The sequence below is a fragment of the Gracilinema caldarium genome, from assembly GCF_029265695.1.
GTDB lineage: Bacteria > Spirochaetota > Spirochaetia > Treponematales > Breznakiellaceae > Gracilinema > Gracilinema caldarium_A.
In genome coordinates, this window is record NZ_JAJUHW010000011.1 from 34,129 (window position 1) to 49,622 (window position 15,494).

The window sequence follows — 15,494 nt, forward strand, 5'->3', positions numbered from 1 at the left end:
TTATGGTAGAACGGGAAAAACGGCCCTATACGATAGTACTCGGAGTGATTGGTTTTGATTGCCATTCGGTGGGCAATAAAATACTTGATGCATTTTTTACCGAACGGGGTTTTAAGGTCATAAACCTCGGAGTCATGGTAAGCCAAGATGAGTTCATTTCAGCGGCTATCGAAAGCGCCGCCGACGCCATCCTGGTTTCCAGTCTGTATGGCCACGGGGAGATTGACTGTGACGGCCTGCGGGGCCGCTGTATTGAACGGGGTATTGGCGACATAATCCTTTGGGTCGGCGGTAACCTGGTGGTCGGGAAAAAGGACTTTTCTGAAGTGGAAGAAAAATTTCGCTCTATGGGATACGACCGGGTTTTTCCGCCTGATACCGATCTAGATAAGGCGGTTCAAGAACTCATCCAGGATATAGAAGCACGGCGGCAAAAAAAGGCAGCGGAGGGCCGCTAAGGTGGCAAAGCTGGCCCTTTCTATCGATATAGGTTCCACCTGGACCAAGGGCATGCTGGTTGATCTCTCAGACCATACCTGTGTGTTGCGGGAAGCAAGCCCGACGACGGTAGACAACCTCGTTATGGGATTTAACAAAGTATACCATACACTCTTACATGGAGTTCCAATTGGCTACACTAGGGGAGATCGTCCCGAGGTCTTTGTATCTTCCAGCGCGAAGGGGGGCCTTACCATCGCTGCCATTGGTCTTGTGCCGGACCTCACGCTTAAGGCCGCAAAAATGGCCGCCGCATCCGCAGGCGGCAAGGTTATCGCCAGCTTTTCATATAAATTAACCAGGTCGGATATAGAAAAGCTCGAAACATTGCGGAGCGACATTATACTCCTGAGCGGCGGGACCGACGGAGGAGATGAATCCTATGTGCTCCACAATGCGAAAATGCTTGCATCATCTGGACTGAGCTCTGCCATACTGTATGCGGGGAACCAGACCGTACGGGAAGAAGTCCTCGCCATCTTACAAGACGCTGGTAAAGATGCCCAGGGATCGGCCAATATTTTGCCCGATTTAGAATCGGTACAAGTCGATGAGGCACGAAAAGCGATAGGGGATATCTTTCTAAGGCGGATTATCGAAGGCCGGGGTCTCGCTTCGGTGCGGGAAATAGCCAGCGCGGAGCCCCGGCCTACACCAGCGGCAGTATACGACCTGGTGGCACTGTTGGACGAAACAGATGAAGGACTCCTTGTGCTTGATATGGGCGGAGCTACCACCGATGTGTATAGCCTCAGTGATCCCTACAGTAAAGAATCGGACCGGGTCTACCGGGGTATTCCAGAAACGAGGCTGAAACGGACCGTAGAAGGCGACTTAGGGCTCAGGGTGAGCGCCCGTTTTGTCGCTGATGCGGGCTCCACATATATCAAGCGGATCCTGAATGAACAAGAACAGCGCAGCCTTGCAAAGTGGCTCGAAAGGATAGGCGCCAATACGGGGATTTTGCCCCTTACAGAAGAAGAACTAAAACTCGACAATCTGCTTGCGGTTATTTGCGTCGCCGAGTCTATCGGGAGACACGGCGGAACCCTTTCGCCGACCTTTACCCCCGAGGGGCTCCTCTGGGTCCAGCAGGGTAAGGACCTTTCCAGGATACGACGCATCATTGGCAGCGGCGGCCGTCTTGCCCGTGAACTGTCCATCAATATAATCCATTCCGCCCTGGAATCCTATTTCACTTCAGAAAATGAAACTAAAGGAAAAAGCTGGCCCCAAACAAAGCGGCTTTTACCCCGCTTCGATTCGATCGAGTACTTCCGGGATAGTGAATATATTATTCCCCTGGCGGCAAATCTTGCCCTGACATACCCTCAAGCCGCCAGGGACCTGGTTATACAGAGTTTACAAAGGGAGAATATCCATGATTGATCGTAAGATGAGCAAGGAATCGTTCGAAACCCAACGGACTGAGGTGCTCAAGTCCTGGCCGACAGGAGCGGACGTCGATTTTGACGCTGCGGTCGCCTTGCAGCGGGCTATACCGGAGGAAAAAAACTTTGCCGCGGCTATGAAAAAGGCCGATGCGGAGGGGCGAACCCTTTTACAGCCCCGGGCAGGGGTTGCCCTGGTGGATGAACATATACGGCTCCTTAAATACCTGGAGACCGAGGGGGAAGCGGATCTGCTCCCCACTACGATAGACGCCTATACCCGGCAGAACCGGTATACCGAGGCTGCCAAGGGTATCGAAAAATCCCAGGCGGCAGGCACAAGCCTCCTGAACGGCTTTCCTGCGGTAAATCACGGGGTAGCCGAGTGCCGCAGGGTAACCGAGGCGGTTTCCAAACCGGTCCAGGTCAGGCACGGAACCCCCGATGCACGGCTTTTGGCGGAGATAACCCTCGCGGCAGGCTTTACCGCCTTTGAAGGGGGCGGCATCAGCTACAATATTCCCTATGCTAAAAATGTCCCCCTGCGTTCATCAATCCAATATTGGAAATATGTGGACCGCCTTGTGGGCCTTTACGAAGAAGCAGGGGTGCGTATAAACCGGGAACCCTTTGGACCTCTGACAGGCACTCTGGTCCCCCCCTGCGTTTCCCACGCGGTAGCAATCCTGGAGGGGCTTCTGGCCCTGGAACAGGGGGTGGTTTCCCTCACTTTAGGCTACGGACAGTGCGGAAACCTGATACAGGATGTGGCGGCAATCATCAGCCTTAGAAACCTGGCCCGCACCTACTTTAGCGAAGCCGGCTTTGAACATGTGGAGCTTACCACGGTGTTCCACCAGTGGATGGGCGGCTTCCCGGAAGACGAAGCAAAGGCCTTTGGCGTCATTTCCTGGGGTTCCGTGGCGGGCCGGCTTGCGGGGGCCACCAAAATCATTGTGAAGTCCCCCCATGAGGCCATGGGTATCCCCACCAAGGAGGCTAATGCCCAGGGACTCAGGACGAGCAGGCAGATCGTAAACATGCTAAGCGACCAGGGCATGCTGGATTCCCAGGCGGTCCAGAGGGAGGTGGCCCTTATCGAGCGGGAAACCCGGGCAATTTTGGAGGGAGCCTTTGCCCTCAGTTCGGGCCGGGACCCCGAAGAAGCGGCGGTCCGGGCCTTTGAGGCGGGCATTATCGACGTACCCTTTGCGCCATCGAACCAAAACCAGGGGAAGATTCTTCCCATGCGGGATAACGAAGGCTATGTGCGGATTTTCAAAGCCGGATCCCTACCCCTGCCCCAGGACGTGCTGGACTTCCACCGGGAACGACTGGAAGACCGGGCTAAGGCAGAGGGGCGGCTAGTAAGCCTCAGGATGGTAACAGACGATATTTATGCGATCGGCAAGGGCCGGTTAGTAGGGAGGCCATTATGAAAATTAAGAGAGTATCCTTTCGGGAGGGGGCCAGCGCCTTCTTTTTTGACGACCAGCGGGCTATAAAGGCCGGGGCGGGCCACGACGGTTTTGTCTACACCGGAAAGCCCATAACTCCGGGCTTTGTCCGTATCCGGCAGCCAGGCAAAGTCATCTGCGTGACCTTGGAACTGGAAAACGGCCGCTTTGCCTATGGAGACTGTGCAGCGGTCCAGTATTCGGGGGCCGGTGGCCGGGACCCGTTATTAGATCCGGCGCGGTATATTCCTTTTCTGGAAAAGCATGTAAAGCCCGTTTTGGAAGGTATGGAATTGGATTCGTTCCGACGCTGCGCTGGAGTAATTGACAATCTAAAGGTTCCCGATCCCCTGTCAGAACACCCGGAAGAGCCTAAAATACTCCATACAGCCCTCCGCTATGGCCTTACTCAGGCCCTGCTCTATGCTCGAGCAGAAGCGGCAGGTATGATCCCCGCAGAAATTGTGGCTGAGGAATGGAACCTGCCTATTATCGCAATACCGGTACCTGTATTCGGCCAGACCGGCGACGACCGCTATACTAATGCGGACAAAATGATCCTCAAGGGTGTAGATGCCCTGCCCCACGGGCTCATCAACAATGTGGATGAAAAACTGGGCCGCCAGGGCGAAAAGCTTAAGGATTATCTGCGCTGGCTCAGCCGCCGTATCACAGAACTCAGGATGAACCCATCCTATAAGCCATCCCTCCATGTGGATGTGTACGGAACGATCGGGCAAATCTTTAACAATGATCCAGTCCGGGTAGCTTCCTACCTCGCATCCCTCGAAAAAGATGCAAGCCCCTTTGATCTCTATATTGAAGGCCCCATAGACTTAGAACACCGGGAACGGCAGATGGAAGGTCTGGGGGCAATAAAGCGGGAGCTTTCAAAGCTAGGTTCCCCGGTTAAAATAGTGGCCGATGAATGGTGCAACACCCTGCAGGATATCAAAGACTTTGCCGATGCGGATAGCTGCCATATGATCCAAATTAAAACCCCCGATCTGGGAGGGCTTCAGGATATTGTAGATGCGGTTCTGTACTGCAAAAAGGCTGGCGTAGAAGCCTACCAGGGCGGTACCTGCAACGAAACGGATCTTTCTGCCCGGGCCTGCGTACATCTAGCCATGGCAAGCCGGCCAGAACGGATGCTGGCCAAACCCGGCATGGGTTTTGATGAAGGATACTGTATCGTGACCAATGAAATGGCCCGTATTTGTTCAACCTTTGAGTTAAGGAGCCATCATGCCTAATCAGGAATTGCGTATACTTTCTCCCACAGCCATCCTGGGCTATGGGTTTCCCGAAGAATCTTTTCAGCGTGCCGTGGATCGAAAACCCCATGTGATCGCTGTTGACGCGGGTTCAAGCGATCCCGGTCCCTATTATCTCGGAAGTGGTAAGGCCTTTACCAATCGGGCCTTTGTAAAGCGGGACCTACGGTACATGCTGACTGCAGGCAGAAAACTCAATGTACCCGTTATTGTCGGGACCGCTGGCGGCAGCGGGGCGGCACCGCATTTACAGTGGTGCTATGACATCATACTGGAGATTGCCCGGGAAGAAGAGCTTTCCTTTAAAATGGCGGTTATTCCAGCGGATGTCACCAAAGAAACGGTCAGACAGGCCCTCCACAAAGGCACCGTCGAAAGCCTTCCCTTCGTGCCGCCCCTGACAGAAGAAGCCCTGGACTCCACCACACACCTGGTTGCCCAGCTTGGCCCGGAACCGCTGGTCCAAGCCCTCAGGGACGGGGCCGATGTTGTTTTAGCGGGCCGCTGCTACGACCCGGCAAACTTTGCAGCCCTGCCCCTGCTCCTGGGCTACGACGAAGGACTCGCTATCCATATGGGAAAGATCCTGGAATGCGGAGCTATTGCCGCCACGCCGGGATCAGGGGCAGACTGCGCCTTTGCAACCCTGACTGACCATTCCTTTATTCTCGAAGCGCCTAATCCAAAGCGGCAGTTTACCGTGGCCTCCGCAGCGGCCCATACGCTCTACGAAAAGAGCAACCCCTATGAATTACCCGGACCGGGGGGCATTTTGGACCTGCGGGACTGCAGCTTTAGCGATCTTGGAGAGGGAAAGGTAGAAGTCCGGGGAAGCAGGAATATCCCGACTGAGCCCTACAAGGTAAAACTCGAGGGAGCTCGGCCCGTAGGCTACCGGAGCATTAGCATTGCCGGCGTCCGGGACCCCATAATGATTGCTTCCATCGATACGATCTTAAAGCAGGTCAGCGCCCAGGTACAAAGCATGGGAACCAGCAGCCGGGGACAGGTATACTTCCATGTCTACGGCCGGGACGGCGTTATGGGCCAAGGAGAAATAGGACTAAAAAAACAGTGGCAAAACAACAAACCCTATGAACTTGGTATTGTGATTGAATCGGTAGCCCCCACCCAGGAAGAAGCCGAAACTCTGACCAGCGTTACCCGGTCTACCCTGCTCCATTACGGCTATGAAGGCCGCATTGCTACCGCAGGAAATCTGGCATTTCCCTTTTCGCCCTCGGACATCAGCATGGGGACGGTCTATGAGTTTTCAGTGTACCACCTGATGCCTATCTCTGATCCTGTTAACTTTCCTGGGCCAGAGGGCCGCAAAATGCTCACCATTCACAAAGGAAGGATCCAATGAAAATCCGACTCATCGACGAAGCCCGGGTCATCCGTTCAAAAAACTCTGGACCCTTTGAACTTACCTTGGACATTATGTTCAAAGAGCGGGAAATATATGAATTTTTCAAATCCCGGAACTTGATAAACAAGGCTCTAATTGCTACCCTCTACGGAGTCAAAGAAGAAGAGGTTCTGTCGGTGGTGTATTTTGAGCCCGCCCATGCAATCAAGGCAACCTTAAAACGGCTCATACCCTCCGGTGCTCCGGGAGACCGGGATATTTACGGCGCCCAGCAGCACGGTCCCCTTCTAGACTTGGAGTGGGAGCTTACATGAAGCAAAAGGAACACATTGCGGATCGTTCAGTGCTTTTCAGCGTGTTCAGCCTGTTGCGTTATAAAAAGATACGGAAAGCGGGGCTATTCTGCCTCGGAACAGCCCTGCGAGATTTTTTCGGCCTCCAGTACAAACAGAAATTGCTTCCTATGACTCCGGTTTATCAGGTAGACCATCCTTTGGACAATGAGATTCCCTTTAAGCCGGAACAAGTAGACATTTACTTAGACTTTGTCTATTTCTGGATCCGATCAGCAGCCTTTCTCATGGAAAGATTTGGCAAAGATGCGGAGGAAGAGGTCGCCTCATTTATATATTGCATGGGAAGGCTCTACAGCTTTGCCGCCGAAGTATACCGGAAAGGATTTTCCACCACCAAACGCCCCCGCTATTATAAACGCCTGCGTTTTATCATCATTCACCTCTTTGACCCCCATTTAATGTGCATTCCCAGCCTCCATGTCATGGTGGTCTGCAGAACCTATACGGCCTTCCGGGCCATGGTGGAAAGATTGAATGCAAAAGAAGAACTCGCCCCTTATATTGATGAACTCATAGCCGGCGCGGTTTCCATTACTGAGTCTATTTTGTATGTAAAACAACATAGCATTAACTGTATCCCGGCGGCGTTTTATGCCCTCTCTGCCTTCGACAGTGCCTTGTTTCCTCCTGAAGAAATGCAGCGATTCAGTGAACGGCTTTTTTTAGGTGCCGCCGATATCGAAACGGAGCAAAAAAAGGCTATTCTTGACCATATCTATACCTTATATAACCAATTCATAGACGAAGGGCGAAAGACAGACCACTGGGAAGAGGTACTCCTTTCGTTTCTTAAAACGAAACCCCTCGCAGCTCACAAAAATCTTGCTTAAAAGGCCAGATAAGGGTATGCTTTCCTAAAATGAAACCCATTGTTGATCCCTACACCCTGCTGGAACAACCGAATCCCCTGCCAGAACACTGGGCCTTGGTCGATGCCTTTGATGCAGTAACCAACGGAATGGATAATCCTGAGGCCCTGAAACGCCTTGAACATATAACAGATTCTGAACTGCTCAATTGGAAATGGCTTGTCATAGCAATCAAAGCCTTATACGACGGCAATAAAGGGACTGTACAAGAAGCAATTCAACACATCGCAGATGACAGCCCCCCTGGGGTTCTCAAACCGCTCTTTGAAACCTGGCTTTCAGAAAGTACTGGCAAGTCATACAAAGCGCTCCCCAATGCAGCGCTGGACAATGTATACTCCCAGCTTCGCCGTGCCCAGCATCCCCTGGCAATCCGGGCGGATCAGGCCGCAGAAGCAATCAGGCAAGGAGTGGTATATTTATTTGAACAGCATTTTGAAAAAATATTATATGAAATGCATCATCACTTAGGAGCCGATGGTCCGGCTCTTGCTATGCGATATGGGATTGATAGCCTCTGTGCTTTATATGATGAGGGATATCCTATGGAAGACTTTTTATCCCTCCTCATTTCCACCCTTGGACAGGCCGATGGCTGCTGCTGCCTTGCTCTGGCTTTGTTAAAAAAAGAAGAAAAAGAGCCCCATTTCAGGGCTCGCATTATACAAGCCATCGATGCGAGCCTGGCAGCAACGGATGGTAAATTTGTAACACCATCTATGAAAAATGCTTTAAGATCCATTAAAACGAGACTTAATGCCGAACCTGCAAGCAATCGGCAGACAAAAAAGACAGCGCAGCTTGTTCAACTTGAACTCTTTTAAGGTTAGCAATCATGAATATAAATGAAATTTTAGATCTAGCATCAGAAAGTTCTCTTTCCTCTGAAACTCATGTTCAGCTTGCTTTTGTACTGGAAGGTTTTAATAATGCCGACGAGCTATCCCGTTCCCTGCCTCCTGCCCTGCAATTTGTGGGACCCCGGCCATGGATAAATACCATAAAGGTATTATACTCTAAGGGAACAGAACAGGGAGGAAACAACTGATGAACGAAATTGAAGTACGCTTTCCCGATGGTCATAGTATTAAAACCGCCTATGGGACCAGAGCTGAAACCATGCTTGAACATTTTGGGAAACAAGATTGCCCTATTGTGGCGGTAAAGGCAAACAATGAGCTTTTTGCCCTCTCAAGCAGACTGGAGGTGAACAGCACCCTGGAACCGGTCACCTTAAATTCTTCTGAAGGTACTTCGATATATCGTAGATCTCTTTCATTCCTGCTTGCGGTGGCTGCAAAGGAACTATTCCCGGAACGGACTTTACAGGTAGGCCATTCCTTAGGACATGGTTATTACTATAGTTTTTCTGATGAAAAAAAGCCTACTGCAGAAGAACTTAATGGCCTTTCTCAAAAAATGAAAGAACTAGTTCAAAAAAATATACCCATCCGGTTCTTTTATCTTTCCTATAGGGAAGCCCTGGAACATTTTACAAAAAACAACCAGACTGATACGGCGCTGCTTCTTGAACAGCAAAGTAAAGGAATGGTGCCGGTAAATGAATGCAATGGTTTTATCGATGTTTCCATTGCGCCATTGGTACCGAGGACCGGGCTATTAACAACCTTTGAACTTTTGGCCTATGAAAATGGTTTTCTTCTTCGCTTTCCTCCTTCGGGTTGTTATACCAAACTGGATCCATTCGAGGATAGCCCCAAAATTTTTGCGGTGTACAAGGAATATAAAAAATGGGGCCGGATTGTTGGAGTCCATTCGGTGGGAAACTTGAACGCCCTCATAGCAGGCAGAAAAATCAGGGAATTCATTCAAATTGCCGAAGCATTCCAGCAAAAAAAACTTGCAGAAATTGCGAATTCAATCTATGACAAACGGGAAACAGTCAAAGTCGTACTCATTGCAGGGCCATCCAGTTCAGGCAAAACAACAACAGCCAAACGTCTTGTTATACAGCTGAGGGTTCTGGGACTCGACCCCATTCCGGTGAGCCTCGACGATTACTATGTGAACCACGACAAGACGCCCCTGGATGAAGAAGGCAAGCCCGACTATGAATGCCTGGAAGCATTGGACGTGGAATATTTGAACGAACAATTAGTAGACCTTCTTAAGGGCAAAGAAGTAGAGATTCCCAGTTATGACTTTAAAACCGGTATGCGCAGGGAAAGCGGGGGTAAAAAAATCCAGCTGGGCCGCCGGAGCGTCCTGATTTTGGAAGGTATACACGGTCTTAATGACAAGCTTACAAGCCATATAGAACGGGACAGAAAATTCAAGCTCTATGTATCCGCCCTTACCCAGCTTAATCTGGATGACCACAACCGCATCCCCACAAGCGACAACCGTCTTATCCGCCGCATGGTGCGGGATTATCAATTTAGGGGAAATTCTGCCGCAGGGACAATTCGTATGTGGCCCAGCGTTCAACGGGGCGAAAAAAAACATATTTTCCCCTACCAGGATACGGCGGACATCGCTTTTAATTCGGCATTGGACTATGAGCTTGCAGTCCTCAAAGTTTACGCCGAACCGCTCTTAAAATCGGTTAAGCCTACCATGAGCGAATATTCCGAAGCGGTTCGGCTCTTGGCTTTCCTAGAAAACTTTGCGCCCATTCCATCCCAATATGTGCCGAGCCAAAGTATTTTACGGGAATTTATCGGAGACAGTGAATTTAAGTACTAGCATCCCCGTCGACGGTATGCTTGCGGGCCCTGGATCCGCTTGAAATATCGTCGACTGTTTTGATTTCTTCCAAAGAAAGCTGGTATTTGTATTCCTTATGCCGTTTTTTCTTAAGTTTATCCAAGACTTTTCGGTCCCTCGAAGCCTCTATAAAGGCTTGCCTTTTTTCTGCCACAAGAAGCTCCGCCCGGGCAGCCGCTTCGAGCAGGGCTTCCTTGGTCTTATCGAGCCGCAAAATATACATGTCCGTGGCTTGTATTTGTGCGACCGTACGGCCGGGCTTGAACCGTTCTTGGGCAGCAGCGGCCCGATCTTCCGCAAGCTTCTGCAAACGGTTTTGAATCTCCTGTAACTCTCCCATGGCTTTGGCTAAGGCAAGCTCGGCTTCCCGCTCATAATACTGCCTCAGTTCTAGGAGTTTATCCAGACTAAAACGAAAGCGTTTCATCAATATACACCCAGCTCATCATCTGGAATCTGCATATTAGCCAGGTTTCCCATGGCTTGGAGTGTTTCCTTTATGTTGTTTTTTTCTTCTACCGCTTGAATCAAGAATGCGTCGATGGCGCTTTTTTTTGCAATTGCTTCGTCTATGGCCGGATTGCTGCCCGCTTTATAAGCGCCAACATCGATCAGGTCCTCTGCTTCCGCATAGGTTGCAAGGAGGCGTCTGATATAACCTCCTGCTTTTCTACTTACTGGCCCTGCCACGACCGGCGCAAGCCGCGACACACTGGCAAGCACATCTATCGCTGGATAATGGTACCGTTCAGCAAGCCTGCGGGACAGAACCATGTGGCCGTCCAGAATTCCTCGGACCGTATCCGCAATAGGCTCATCCATATCGTCCCCATCTACCAGAATGGTATAGAAACCGGTAATGGTACCCCGGTCGCTGGTACCGCAACGTTCAAGGAGTTTTGGCATGGAATCGAACACACTGGGAGGATAGCCCCGGGTAGCGGGAGGTTCACCGATGGCGAGGCCAATTTCACGCTGGGCCCGGGCAAAGCGGGTAACAGAGTCGAAAAGGAGCATCACATCCAGGCCCTGGTCCCGAAAATATTCGGCCACCGCGGTAGCCACATAGGCACCCCGCAGGCGAGCCAGGGGCGGAGCACTGGAAGGAGAAACCACAATAACCGACCGGGCAAGACCTTCTGGGCCCAAGTCATTGGCAATAAAATCGTTTACTTCCCTGCCCCGCTCGCCAATAAGGGCGACCACATTAACATCCGCATTGGTGTTCCGGGCAATCATGCCGAGCAGGGTGGACTTACCCACGCCTGACCCGGCAAAGATACCCATCCGCTGTCCCTTGCCAACCGGCAATAGTCCGTCGATTGCCCGCACACCGGTCACTATACGCTCCGTAATGCGCTTCCGTTTGAGCGGATTGGGCGGATCTGCCTGGGCCGGATAGTAGAGAGGAGCTTCGATATCGCCCTTGTCATCGGTAGGCTTACCAAGAGCATCAAGAACCCTTCCGAGTAGCTTATTGCTTACCGGTACAGAAAGGAGCTCCCCGGTCGAAACGACACGGTTTCCCACTTCTATACCCGCTGTTTCATCATATGCCATAAGCTGAACCGTTTCGCCGCGGAGCCCCACTACTTCCGCCCGTATAACACCGCGGCCCTTAGGGGCATAAATCCTGCACACTTCGCCGATAATTGCCTGGGGCCCCCTGCTTTCTATAAGCAGTCCCTGGACACGGGTAACATGACCTACGCACTTTATGGGATCGATCTGATCGGTAGCTTCGATATATTTGGTAAGAATTGAATCCAGCGCTGCCATATGAAGCCTCTTACCGTTCGTCGATCGGAGCGGTCCGGGCTTTTGCTCGGATAGGAGAAATTTCCAGTATTTTTTGCTCCAGTTCGGCCAGCTGACTCGAAATTCGTGCATCTATTTCGCCAAAATCGGTCTCGATTATGCAGCCGCCCCGGTCCACCGAAGAATCTTCCACAACCTGGATATTCTTTACCCCTTCTATGAGCTGTATAAAATCTTTTATGTGTTCAGTGGTAAGTTTGAGGTCATCCACATTGACACGGATAATGATATCGCCCCGGCCTTTTACCTTTCTGAGGGCCTGGACTACATTGGATACCACCACATTGCGCTGGTTTTCGGAAATAACCTTTATAACCTTGCGGGCAATCAGGAGCACCAGATCTACGATTTGCTGCTCTGTTTCGGCTAGAATTTCTGCCCGTTTATCCTGGGCTCGCTCCAGAATTTGATGGGCCCGTTCGACCAGGCGCTGAACCTCTGCTCGGCCTTCTGCATAACCAGCTTCGCGGCCGGCGGCAAAGCCAGCTGCCTCAGCTTCTTTTCGTTCCTTTTCAAAGGCCTGCTGGGCCGCCAGTTCTATCTCCTGGGCCTTTCGTTTTGCTTCGGCTATGATTCGTTCAGCTTCGTCCTCGGCCTGGCGGCGAAGCTGTTGGGCCTGATCGGTCTTTCGTTTTACTTCCTGAAAAGCCGCAGCCTCCGCTTCTTTAATGATAGCCTCGGCCTCAGCCTTGGCTGCATTAATCATAGCAGCCTTTTCCTGTTCCCACTGAACCTTAAAAGCCTCAGCTTCCCGCCTGAGATCATCGGCGGTCGGTCCCTGGTAATCTTCAAATTCCTCTAAATTTTGAACCTCTTCTTCCTTTTGTGACTGGAATGACTGATTCATCTTCTGAGGAACATCAAGTACAACAGGTTTGTTGCTGACCAGCACCTCTCCGGGCCTAAAAACCGCCTTGGCCATATATTACACCACCAGTTCGTCTTCGCCAGAGCGGGCGACCACAATTTCACCAGTATCCTCAAGATGCCGGATGATAGATACAATTTTCTGCTGTGCCTCTTCCACGTCCTTAAGCCGGATGGGGCCCATATACTCCATGTCTTCCTTAAGCATGCCAGCAGCCCGTTTGGACATGTTCCTGAATATCTTGTCCTGAACTTCTGTATCCACCGACTTGAGAGCCTTGGCAAGTTCCTGTGAATCCACTTCCCGGAGTACCTTCTGAATAGCCCGGTCGTCCAGCATAACAATATCTTCGAATACGAACATGCGCTTTTTAATCTCTTCCGCAAGTTCTGGGTCTTCGTCTTCCAGAGCTTCGATTATTTGTTTTTCGCTGGAACGGTCTACCAGGTTCAGGATCTCTACAATACTTTCTACACCGCCTGCCGCGGTATAGTCTTCGCTGGACAGGGTAGAAAGTTTCTTTTCAAGAACCCGTTCTACTTCCCGCAAAACTTCCGGACTTGTCCGGTCCATGGTTGCAATTCGGCGGGCCACATCGCTCTGAACCTCATGGGGGAGACTTTGTAAAATAATAGAGGCCTTATTCGGTTCTAGGTATGCTAAAATCAACGCAATAGTTTGGGGATGTTCCTGCTGAATAAAGTTAAGCAAGTGGGCTGGGTCTGTTCTCCGGATAAAATCGAAGGGCCGGACCTGCAGGCTGCTTGTCAGTCGGTTTATAATATCGATAGCCTTCTGGCTGCCCAGAGATTTTTCCAGAAGCTCCCGGGCATAGTCTATACCACCGGTGGTAATGAACTCGCTGGCCATCATGAGTTCCTGGAACTCCATGAGGATTGCGTCCTTCTGTTCCGGTTCAATCGTTTCAAGCCGAGCGATTTCAAAGGTAAGGGTTTCTATTTCATCTTCCCGCAGATGTTTAAAGATTTCCGCAGAAATTTCAGACCCAATGGTAACCAAAAAAATGGCTGCCTTTTGCCGGCCCGTGAGTTCCTTGTTGGTTTTACTTTTTTTGCCGCTCCCGGCTGCCGCTGGAGATGTGGCAGCGGCCGGCGACGTTGTCTTTGCCATTCCCTATTCCTCCAGTAGCCAGGTACGGATAAGCTGTGCCACGTCTTCAGGATGTTCCTTGGCCATATTGATTGCATTTTCCTGCAATTCAAGCCGCTTCCGCTCTTCCACAGACATAGACACTTCCACGCCTTCCTCTTCGGCCTGCCGCAAAGCGCTTTCCCGCATCATCTGGTGCTGGCGTGAAAGCTCTTCTTCCCTCAGGCGCCGCCGTCGTTCCAATTCTCTGGAAACAAGACGGAAAATCAGGAAGGATACGAGCAGAACCGTAATCCCAACCAGCAACAGTAACATGGTAACCTGGAATTGCCGTTGCCGCAAGAAGGCCGCATCCTCTTCCGCAAACTGCTTAGTCCGATCAAACTGTATGTTTTGAACGGTTACCGAATCTCCGCGGCTCCGGTTAAACCCGATAGCATCCTGCACGAGAGCTTGTGCCTTTTTTAGCTCTTCATCGGGAATAGGGATATATTCCCGTTCAATGCTATTTTCCTTATTAATAATCGGTTCGCCTTTTTCGTTATATTTCACTTTCCAACGACCGTCGATGTTGACCGAAACAGTAACCCGGTTAATCGTGGGACTCCGATCTTCTTGGATTTGTCGCTTGTTAATTTCTTCGTTCTGGGTAAGGGTTTGCTGTTCTACTTTGCCATACAGATTCGACATATCCTTAAAAGCCGGCGGTGTCTGGCCTTCCACACCGGCAGGACCTTCAGGATTAAAGCCCGTGCCTTCCCACTTGGTAGAACTGGTGCTCTGGGACCGGGTGATGGACTTAACAACCTCTGAGTCATCGTAGGGAGTATCAGGATTATCTGGCTTTATGGTGATGGGGAAAAACTCTTCGGTCTGGATTGCCTTTTTAGACATATCCATTTCAATTTTAATATTCAGATCCCGTACGCGGTCAGGAGTATAGATCTGCTGGAGCGCTTTTAGAACACTCGCTCGGTATTGGGCTTCCAATGATTGGATAAGCCGCTGTTCCCGTTTAGAAAGTTCAAGCCGATCCAAATCCTGCATGCCTGCAAAATCATTCAGGACGAGACCATTCTGGTCAGTAATAACGATATTTTCATCCGTGAGCCCTTCCACGGCGAATTTCAGGATTTTCTGAATACCCTCAATCTTTTTACGATTTGTAGCAATATCACTGCCCGGCCGGGGGGTAATAATAACGCTGGCGGTAACTGGATTCTGATCTGCTTGAAACAGCTGCCGCTCCGGCATAACAATAGTTACGTTCGCATCATCTACATCATCCAGAGCTTTAACATGTTCGGTGACCATTTGAGTGATGGCCCGCCTCAGGTTAACGTTCCGTTCAAAATCGGTAATCGTCCACCGGTCCCGGTCAAAAATGGCCCACGGGTCGGTTCCGCTTGGGATGAGGTCTTCACGAATTAAAATGGATCTTAGCCGGCGGGCGGTTTTTTCATCACTTACCATGATTACGCCCGTGGACGAAACAGAGGTTTTTACACCCTCTTCGTTTATGCGGGTAATAATCCGGTCCCGGGCTGTTTCGTCTTTAATGGGGGCGTCTATAATCGGTACCATAGTAGGAGTAGCCGAAACTCGTACCATCACCACGATCGCCACGAGGGCGGCCACGACAATACCGATGAGGATAAGCCGTTGGACCAGGGTCCACTTACCCCACAGGGTCTTAATCTGTTCAATAAACTTTTGCAGCCATTCGTTCATGTTCCCCTCCCCAGAAGAAC

The 15,494-nt window shown here is 50.9% G+C and carries 15 protein-coding genes; 10 read left to right on the forward strand and 5 right to left on the reverse strand.

The genetic code is table 11. The annotated features are described in order from the left end of the window. Positions 1–2 precede the first annotated feature (2 nt). The 10 genes from glmS to Q7P68_RS05540 are packed head-to-tail and all read left to right on the forward strand — an operon-like array spanning position 3 to position 9,926. A complete protein-coding gene (glmS, locus tag Q7P68_RS05495) occupies positions 3–458 on the forward strand; it encodes a methylaspartate mutase subunit S (RefSeq protein ID WP_304223785.1) in 456 nt (151 codons plus the stop codon). 1 nt (position 459) lies between these two features. Next, the gene (locus Q7P68_RS05500) at positions 460–1,887 is read left to right on the forward strand and encodes a glutamate mutase L (protein WP_304223788.1); all 1,428 of its coding nucleotides are present in this window, start codon (positions 460–462) and stop codon (positions 1,885–1,887) included. Beyond that, entirely contained in the window at positions 1,880–3,328 is a 1,449-nt protein-coding gene (locus Q7P68_RS05505) for a methylaspartate mutase subunit E (RefSeq protein WP_304223792.1), read from the forward strand. Before Q7P68_RS05500 ends, Q7P68_RS05505 begins: the two co-directional genes overlap by 8 nt. After that, positions 3,325–4,602, forward strand: coding sequence for a methylaspartate ammonia-lyase (locus Q7P68_RS05510; protein ID WP_304223795.1), 1,278 nt, complete (start codon positions 3,325–3,327; stop codon positions 4,600–4,602). Before Q7P68_RS05505 ends, Q7P68_RS05510 begins: the two co-directional genes overlap by 4 nt. Continuing rightward, positions 4,595–5,992, forward strand: coding sequence for an acyclic terpene utilization AtuA family protein (locus tag Q7P68_RS05515; protein WP_304223798.1), 1,398 nt, complete (start codon positions 4,595–4,597; stop codon positions 5,990–5,992). The genes Q7P68_RS05510 and Q7P68_RS05515 overlap by 8 nt, the downstream gene beginning before the upstream one ends. Then, positions 5,989–6,309, forward strand: coding sequence for a DUF4387 domain-containing protein (locus Q7P68_RS05520; protein WP_304223799.1), 321 nt, complete (start codon positions 5,989–5,991; stop codon positions 6,307–6,309). The genes Q7P68_RS05515 and Q7P68_RS05520 overlap by 4 nt, the downstream gene beginning before the upstream one ends. Further along, the gene (locus tag Q7P68_RS05525; protein WP_304223801.1) at positions 6,306–7,181 is read left to right on the forward strand and encodes a hypothetical protein; all 876 of its coding nucleotides are present in this window, start codon (positions 6,306–6,308) and stop codon (positions 7,179–7,181) included. The genes Q7P68_RS05520 and Q7P68_RS05525 overlap by 4 nt, the downstream gene beginning before the upstream one ends. Positions 7,182–7,210: 29 nt before the next feature. Next, a complete protein-coding gene (locus Q7P68_RS05530; RefSeq protein ID WP_304223804.1) occupies positions 7,211–8,044 on the forward strand; it encodes a hypothetical protein in 834 nt (277 codons plus the stop codon). An 11-nt stretch (positions 8,045–8,055) separates the two neighbouring features. Further along, the gene (locus Q7P68_RS05535; RefSeq protein WP_304223806.1) at positions 8,056–8,268 is read left to right on the forward strand and encodes a hypothetical protein; all 213 of its coding nucleotides are present in this window, start codon (positions 8,056–8,058) and stop codon (positions 8,266–8,268) included. Next, positions 8,268–9,926 carry a nucleoside kinase gene (locus Q7P68_RS05540; RefSeq protein ID WP_304223809.1) on the forward strand — a complete coding sequence of 553 codons (1,659 nt, stop codon included), beginning with the start codon at positions 8,268–8,270 and terminating at the stop codon, positions 9,924–9,926. Before Q7P68_RS05535 ends, Q7P68_RS05540 begins: the two co-directional genes overlap by 1 nt. On the opposite strand, the gene fliJ is transcribed toward Q7P68_RS05540, so the two are convergent. From fliJ to fliF, 5 genes are read right to left on the reverse strand one after another with little or no spacing between them, the layout of a single operon-like run. After that, complete coding sequence (gene fliJ, locus Q7P68_RS05545) at positions 9,916–10,374, reverse strand: flagellar export protein FliJ (protein ID WP_304223812.1); 459 nt, start codon at positions 10,372–10,374, stop codon at positions 9,916–9,918. The genes Q7P68_RS05540 and fliJ overlap by 11 nt on opposite strands. Continuing rightward, the gene (locus tag Q7P68_RS05550) at positions 10,374–11,717 is read right to left on the reverse strand and encodes a FliI/YscN family ATPase (RefSeq protein WP_486187665.1); all 1,344 of its coding nucleotides are present in this window, start codon (positions 11,715–11,717) and stop codon (positions 10,374–10,376) included. Before Q7P68_RS05550 ends, fliJ begins: the two co-directional genes overlap by 1 nt. Positions 11,718–11,736: 19 nt before the next feature. After that, entirely contained in the window at positions 11,737–12,687 is a 951-nt protein-coding gene (gene fliH, locus Q7P68_RS05555) for a flagellar assembly protein FliH (RefSeq protein ID WP_304223817.1), read from the reverse strand. A 3-nt stretch (positions 12,688–12,690) separates the two neighbouring features. After that, complete coding sequence (gene fliG, locus Q7P68_RS05560) at positions 12,691–13,764, reverse strand: flagellar motor switch protein FliG (RefSeq protein WP_304223820.1); 1,074 nt, start codon at positions 13,762–13,764, stop codon at positions 12,691–12,693. A gap of 3 nt (positions 13,765–13,767) precedes the next feature. After that, a complete protein-coding gene (fliF, locus tag Q7P68_RS05565; RefSeq protein ID WP_304223823.1) occupies positions 13,768–15,474 on the reverse strand; it encodes a flagellar basal-body MS-ring/collar protein FliF in 1,707 nt (568 codons plus the stop codon). Positions 15,475–15,494: the final 20 nt, after the last annotated feature.